The sequence below is a fragment of the Pseudomonas sp. BF-R-01 genome, assembly GCF_019946615.1.
Classification (GTDB): domain Bacteria; phylum Pseudomonadota; class Gammaproteobacteria; order Pseudomonadales; family Pseudomonadaceae; genus Aquipseudomonas; species Aquipseudomonas migulae.
Map to the genome: position 1 here is coordinate 1 of NZ_JAGYFX010000173.1, position 7,027 is coordinate 7,027.

Annotated in this window: 5 protein-coding genes; 4 read left to right on the plus strand and 1 reads right to left on the minus strand. The window is 59.4% G+C overall.

Annotated features, from left to right (window positions below; genetic code table 11):
• The first annotated feature begins 97 nt into the window (after positions 1-97).
• Both KGB27_RS30415 and queD read left to right on the plus strand, forming a co-directional pair.
• Positions 98-1,177: a patatin-like phospholipase family protein gene (locus KGB27_RS30415; RefSeq protein WP_207286216.1), complete on the plus strand. Its 1,080-nt coding sequence runs from the start codon at positions 98-100 to the stop codon at positions 1,175-1,177.
• A gap of 74 nt (positions 1,178-1,251) precedes the next feature.
• The gene (gene queD / locus KGB27_RS30420; protein ID WP_008025299.1) at positions 1,252-1,608 is read left to right on the plus strand and encodes a 6-carboxytetrahydropterin synthase QueD; all 357 of its coding nucleotides are present in this window, start codon (positions 1,252-1,254) and stop codon (positions 1,606-1,608) included.
• 73 nt (positions 1,609-1,681) lie between these two features.
• Here the strand turns inward: queD and KGB27_RS30425 are convergent, their stop codons facing one another.
• Positions 1,682-4,453, minus strand: coding sequence for an RHS repeat-associated core domain-containing protein (locus KGB27_RS30425; protein WP_223557329.1), 2,772 nt, complete (start codon positions 4,451-4,453; stop codon positions 1,682-1,684).
• A gap of 152 nt (positions 4,454-4,605) precedes the next feature.
• Here KGB27_RS30425 and KGB27_RS30430 point away from each other — a divergent pair, with 152 nt between their 5' ends.
• Positions 4,606-5,430, plus strand: coding sequence for an alpha/beta fold hydrolase (locus tag KGB27_RS30430; RefSeq protein WP_223557330.1), 825 nt, complete (start codon positions 4,606-4,608; stop codon positions 5,428-5,430).
• A 260-nt stretch (positions 5,431-5,690) separates the two neighbouring features.
• Complete coding sequence (gene codA / locus KGB27_RS30435; protein WP_223557331.1) at positions 5,691-6,938, plus strand: cytosine deaminase; 1,248 nt, start codon at positions 5,691-5,693, stop codon at positions 6,936-6,938.
• The last annotated feature ends 89 nt before the right edge of the window (positions 6,939-7,027 follow it).

Sequence of the window (7,027 nt, forward strand, 5' to 3'; positions counted from 1 at the left end):
TCAGTACGCCATCGCGAGCAGGCTCGCTCCCACAGTAGATTTGTGACGTTGCCTGACCTGTTTATAATCCGCCCGCTTGCCAGACATCGAGACCGGTATGACCGCCATCCACATCAAGTTCCCTTCCCTGACCCTCAAGGCCGGCCCGCGTGCCTTGGCGCGCATCCGTGAGCACGGCTTGAACGCCGCCGATGTCGGTACGTTGCCGGGTGCTGCCGGCGGGCCGAAGGCGTTGGGGATTCAAGGTCTGGACTTGGCGCTGTTTGGCGAGTGGTTGCCCGCAGCGCCGCGTGAGCGGTCGCTGATCGGCGCCTCGGTCGGCTCCTGGCGCTTCGCCAGTGCCTGCCTGCCGGACGCCGCCGAAGGCATCCGCCGCCTTGGTCACCTGTACACCGAGCAGAACTTCGCCAAGGGCGTGACCATGGCGCAGATCAGCCAGAGCTCGCAACGCATGCTCAATGACCTGCTCGACGGTCGCGATGCGGCGATTCTGAGCAACGCGAATTACCGGCTGAACATCATGGTGGTCAAAAGCCACGGCCTGCTTGCGGACGATCATCGCGGTCGTCTCGGGCTGGGCCTGTCGTCGGTGATCGCCGACAACCTGCGCGGTCGCGCGCGGCTGTCGCGGCATTTCGAGCGGCTGATCATCCACGACCCGCGCTTGGCACCGCCGGTCAACGCGCTGAACGATTTCCCCTCGCGCTTCGTCGCGCTGAATGCCGGCAACCTGCGCCAGGCCCTGCTCGCCTCGGGCTCGATCCCGATGGTCATGGAAGGCGTGCGCGACCTGCCGGGCGCTGGCGCCGGGACGTTCCGCGACGGCGGCCTGCTCGACTATCACCTCGACCTGCCCTACAGCGGCAACGACATCGTGCTGTACCCACATTTCACCGACCGGGTGATTCCCGGCTGGTTCGACAAAACCCTGCCGTGGCGCCGTGCCTGCCCAACGCGCTTGCAGGATGTCCTGTTGCTGGCGCCGTCCAAGGAATACCTGGCCCGCCTGCCCTACGGCAAACTGCCGGACCGTAACGACTTCAAGCGCTTCATGGGCGATGCGCCGAGCCGGCAGAAATACTGGCGTACGACCATGGATGAAAGTCGCAGGCTGGGCGATGAGTTTCTCGAACTGGCCGCCAACGGTCGCCTTGGCGAACGCTTGCTGACCCTTTAGTCAGGACAAACTGTTAAACTCGCCGCCTGCCCACATCGCTGCGGCGATCGCCACCTGACAGAGCTGAAACCACTGTGGAAATCTTCAAAGAATTTACCTTCGAATCCGCCCACCGCCTGCCCCACGTCCCGGAAGGCCACAAGTGCGGCCGCCTGCACGGTCACTCGTTCAAAGTGGCGATTCATTTGAGTGGCGATCTGGACCCGCATACCGGCTGGATTCGCGACTTTTCCGAGATCAAGGCGATCTTCAAGCCGTTGTATGAGCGCCTGGATCACAACTACTTGAATGACATTCCTGGGTTGGAGAATCCGACCAGTGAAGTGTTGGCGAAGTGGATCTGGGTTGAACTCAAGCCATTGCTGCCAGAACTCAGCGCGATCCGTATTCACGAAACCTGCACCAGCGGTTGCATCTATCGCGGCGAATAAGTCGATAGATCAAAAAACCACCGAAATCGGTGGTTTTTAGGTTGTTAACTTGGTGAAAATATCGTCAGCAAGCCTACAACCCAGGATGATTCAGTTTCATATGTTTTCTTAACGCTTGTGGAGAACTCAACCGACTGTAACATCCCTCAACCGGGCAAGTATCCCTTACCCTATGAACCCAAGTATGTTCATTACGCTTGCTACTATCCGCAAACGCCTTACCGCACCCTTCTTCCGAGCACATATATTGCAGAGTATGAGTTAGTAAGTGTTTCGCAAGTTTGCTTTCCTGCGCAAACGCTGCGCCACACCCATCTGCTGTGCAGACATTTGGCCTGTTATGCTTTTTTTTATGACGAGTAAGATTACTGCTCTGCGTAAACGCTTCCCCACATCCCTCTACTTTGCAGACAAATGGTCTTTCACCAGTATGCGTTTTCTTATGTTTCGTAAGGCTGGAATATTGCGTAAATTTTTCGGTGCACCCCACTTTTTTGCAGGCATATCGTCTTTCATTAGTATGTATCCGCATATGTTCGCGCAGAATACCTTTACTGGAAAATTTTCCACCACAGTCCCCCCAAGAACACAAGTATGGCTTTTCTCCGGTATGCATTCTCGAATGCTCGGAAAGGCGCCCCTTCTTATTAAAACTTTTATCACAACCAGGACAAGCATAACGTTTGGCCGATGGGGGAGGCACAGTAGGCCCAACTTCGGATGTAAATGCCTGTTCAGTGAGTGAGTTAAAATTCAACACTGCCGAAGGATCTGTGTCTCCATGAAATGAAGAAATGTTCGAATACTGCGTGTCTTGCGAGCGCAAATCACCCTCGATTATTGCAATCGCTTGAGGCGGAAGTGGACCGGTATCTTGGAGAAAATCATCGATGTTACCCGGAACATCCAGATCGTCCTCCATCATCCGCCCATCCACATCCACATGCCCCACCGGCGAATTCCCCACAAAACAATACAAATTCAACCCATCCACCGCCCCCGCCGGGTCCGGGTTGATCCATCGGCACAGCCACGGCGCAAAGTAGCGATAACCGTAGTAATACAATCCGGTCGCATCCCGCTCCTTGCCCGAATAGCGAATGGTTTTGTATGCACCACTTTGATCGCTATGGTTTTCACAAGCCGTGCCGCCAAAGGGGTAAAACTCTTCGCGGCTCTGCACCCTGGCGTGTTCATCCAATTCCAGCGTCCCGGACCCGAGATGGTCGGTCAGGTGGTAACGCAACGAATGGTCGGGCGCATCGGTGCCGTGCAGCCACTTCACTCGATTGCGTCCGGCCTCCAGGTCGAGCACTTCATGCTGCTTGCCGCCCGGACGATGATGGATCTCCAGCCCCGGCAGATAGCGCACTTCGGCAATCACGGTACGGGCGGCGACCAGTGCGGTGCGGACTTTGCGCAGGCGTTTGCCTCCGCCGCCGTAGAGGTAGCATTCGGTGTCGTCGTCTTCGTCTTTGCGCACCACCGGTGACACGCTGGCCAACTGGTTACGCGCATCCCAGGTCATGGTTTGGCCAGGCTGCAAATATTGCAGGTTGCCGTTGGCGTCGAAATGGCGGGCGAAATCCGGTGGTTGTTCGCCCTTGAGCAGGCTGCGGTTGCTGGTCGGGTCAATGGCCCAACGCCGGGTGAACGGCTGGACGCCGAGGTGGCGCAGTTCGGTCAGGTTGCCGCCCGCGTCGTAGTCGTATTCTTCGCGGTAGTTGACCACCGCATCGGGGTTGGCCGAGGCGCGGTACGCCGTGCCGGGATAATTGGATGAGCGCTCGGCTTCCCAGCCACTGGCGTGGGTTATCTGACCCAGCGTGTCGTAGCCGTAGGTGCATTGACCGTCGATGCGCTGGTTGTTGTGGTAACGGACCGGCAATGCGTGATTGTCGATCTGGAGGATGTTGCCCATAGGGTCGACGTTGTATCGCAGGTCTTGCAGCGGCGCGGCGTTCGGCAACCCGGCGCACAAGCGCAACAGGCGCCCATCATCCAGTGCGTACTGCGCCTCGGTGACCACACCGTTGCCAGCGGTTTCCCGTTCGACTTTTCCGCCAGGGTTATAGCGGATGTCGTGCACCAGGCATTGTCCGGGCGCAGCGCTGTTCGCCGGCTGCAACCAGCCGTCCTTGAGCTGCCCGGCCACGGTGTAGGTGAAGTGGCGACGGTGTTTTTTGGCGTCGGTGAGGCTGAGCAAATCGCCCAACGGGTTATAGGCCCAATGGCTTGCAAGCCCGGGATCAGCTTCCAGCAAACGATCGCGTGCGGCGCAGTCCAGCGGCCAGTCCGGCGGATCGAGGGTGGCCAGAAAGTGGCTGATTTCACTTAACGCCAACCCCCGCAGATCGTACGCTGGCATGTGCCGGGTGCCCGCCGGATCGTCGTGGCGAATCACTCGACCGCATTGATTGGCAGCATCAAAACCGGCCCCGGCGCTGCCGTATTCAAAGCGCTCCACAACCCGTTCCAGCTCTCTTACGGCAACAGGACGCAGCAACGAATCGTACTGCGTATCCTGCCGAGCCCCCCGACTGTCCCATCCACTCAAGACCTCATCCGCTTGCCCGGGCAACAACACCCGCCACCCGGCATCGACACTGTCAGTCGCCAACACCTTGCCGGTCAGGGTGAAACGATGACTCAGCGCAGACGCGGACAACCGCGCATCCCGTTGCTCTATCCCCCTTCCCGCCGCATCGAACACCTGCCGCGTCACCCGCGCCTGCGATGTTTGACCACTCTCCCCACGCCAGTACGCCACGCTGCGCACAGCCAGGCCGCGCGGGTCAATGACCGCCAGAGTGGGCGTTCCGTGATGCAGGCTGAGGTTGTCCATGGGCTGTGGATATCATCCGCCATCAACAGCCGTCTACTGTCACAAATCACAGGTATTCATCCCGCTGATCCGACAGATCAAAAAAACTGCCGGGACGAGCGGTTTTTTTATGCCTATGCTTTTTCGCTCGCACCCGCCAAGAGGACGTCCCCATGACTGACTGGCCGCTGGCTCAAACCTATCGCTTCAACGGGCACTCCGTCCGTTACGCCGTGCGTGGCGACGGCCCACCGTTGGTGTTCGTGCATGGCACGCCGTTCTCTTCGTATGTGTGGCACCGGATTGCGCCGCACTTCATCACGTCGCACCGGGTGCATTACTTCGACCTGCTGGGTTATGGGCTGTCCGAGAAGGTCGAGGGCGATGTGTCGCTGGGCGTGCAGAACGAGCTGTTGACGCAACTGCTGGAGCATTGGGGGCTGGATTGCCCGGATGTGGTGGCCCACGATTTCGGCGGCGCGACGGTGCTGCGCGCGCATCTGCTGAATGGCAAGGACTACCGCAGCCTGACGCTGATCGACCCGGTGGCGTTGACGCCGTGGGGCTCGCCGTTCGTGCAGCAGGTGCGTCAGCATGAAGCGGTGTTCAGCGGCGTGCCCGATTACATTCAGCGGGCGATTGTGTCGGCCTATGTTCGCGGGGCGATCAAGCGCGACATACCCGACGATGAACTCGCGCCCTACGTGCAACCGTGGCTGGGCGATCCGGGGCAAGCGGCGTTTTACCGGCAGATCGCGCAGATGGATCAGCGCTATACCCGTGAGGTCGAGGGGTTGTACCCGACGATTCGTTGCCCGGTGCAGATTCTGTGGGGCGAGGATGATCAGTGGATCCCCATCGAGCGTGGCCGCGCACTGCAGCAGATGATTGCGGGGGCGCAGTTTCACCCAATCCCCAATGCCGGGCATCTGGTTCAGGAAGATGCACCCGAAGCGATCGTCGCCGCGCTGCTGCGTTTTCTCCCCAAATCCCCCTGAAAACACCCGATTCTTTGTAGGAGCCAGCTTGCTGGCGATAGCGGTGTGTCATTCGGCACATATGTTGCGTGTTATACCGTGATCGCCGGCAAGCCGGCTCCTACAAAAGAGCGGTGTGGTCCCGATCAATGGCGGGCATTTTTCTTTCGCTGCCGTGGTCAAAGTTCACATCTGTCCGATGCTCGATTTCCGTTGCCGCGCTAATGTCTATAACTGACGCGCCAACGCACTACTACAAGATCTCCAAAAGGATTCGCCTGATGCACATCATCAACGCCCGCCTGCGCAACCAAGAAGGCCTGCATGAGTTGCACCTGGAAAACGGCCTGATCAGCAATATTGCCCGTCAGACCGAAGCGCCGACCCTGGGCCCCGATGATCTGGACGCCGGCGGCAACCTGGTGGTGCCGCCCTTCGTCGAACCGCACATCCACCTCGACGCCACGCTCACCGCAGGCGAACCGCGCTGGAACATGAGCGGCACGCTCTTCGAAGGCATCGAATGCTGGGGCGAGCGCAAGGTGACGATCACCGAGGAAGACACCAAGACCCGCGCCAGGAAAACCATCCAGGCCCTCGCCGCCCACGGCATCCAGCATGTGCGTACCCATGTCGATGTCACCGACCCGCAGCTGACGGCGCTGAGGGCGATGCTCGAAGTGCGCGAGGAAAGCCGGCACCTGATCGACATGCAAATCGTCGCCTTCCCCCAGGAAGGCATCGAGTCGTACCGCAACGGTCGTGAACTGATGGAAGAAGCGATCCGCATGGGCGCGGACGTGGTCGGCGGGATTCCGCATTTCGAATACACCCGCGATCAGGGCGTGAGCTCAGTGAAGTTCCTGATGGACCTCGCCGAGCGCACCGGTTGCCTGGTGGACGTGCATTGCGATGAAACCGATGACCCGCATTCGCGGTTTCTCGAAGTGCTCGCCGAAGAAGCCCGCAGCCGCGACATGGGCTCGCGGGTCACGGCCAGCCACACCACGGCCATGGGCTCCTACGACAACGCGTACTGCGCCAAACTGTTTCGCCTGCTCGGGCATTCAGGGATCAGTTTTGTCTCCTGCCCCACCGAAAGCATTCACCTGCAAGGGCGCTACGACAACTTTCCGAAACGTCGTGGCGTCACTCGGGTGAATGAGTTGCTCGAAGCGGGGATGAACGTGTGCTTCGGCCAGGACTCGATCGTCGACCCGTGGTATCCGCTGGGTAACGGCAACATTTTGCGGGTGCTCGAAGCGGGTTTGCACATCTGTCACATGCTCGGGTATCGCAACCTGCAAAGCGCGCTGGACCTGGTCACCGACAACAGCGCCAAGGCGATGAACCTGGGGGATCGGTATGGACTTGAGCGCGGGCGGCCGGCGAATTTGCTGATTCTTTCGGCGGACAGCGATTACGAGGTGATCCGCAGTCAGGGCTTGCCGCTGTATTCGGTTCGTGATGGGAAGGTGTTGATGAAGCGGCAGATGCCGGTGGTGGAGTTTTTTGGTGAGCAACCCTGAGTTTTGTGTTGGCTGAGCTGACGCCTTCGCGGGCAAGTCGGATCGCCGCATCGCTCGCTCCTACAAGATCAACGCCGACCTTGTAGGAG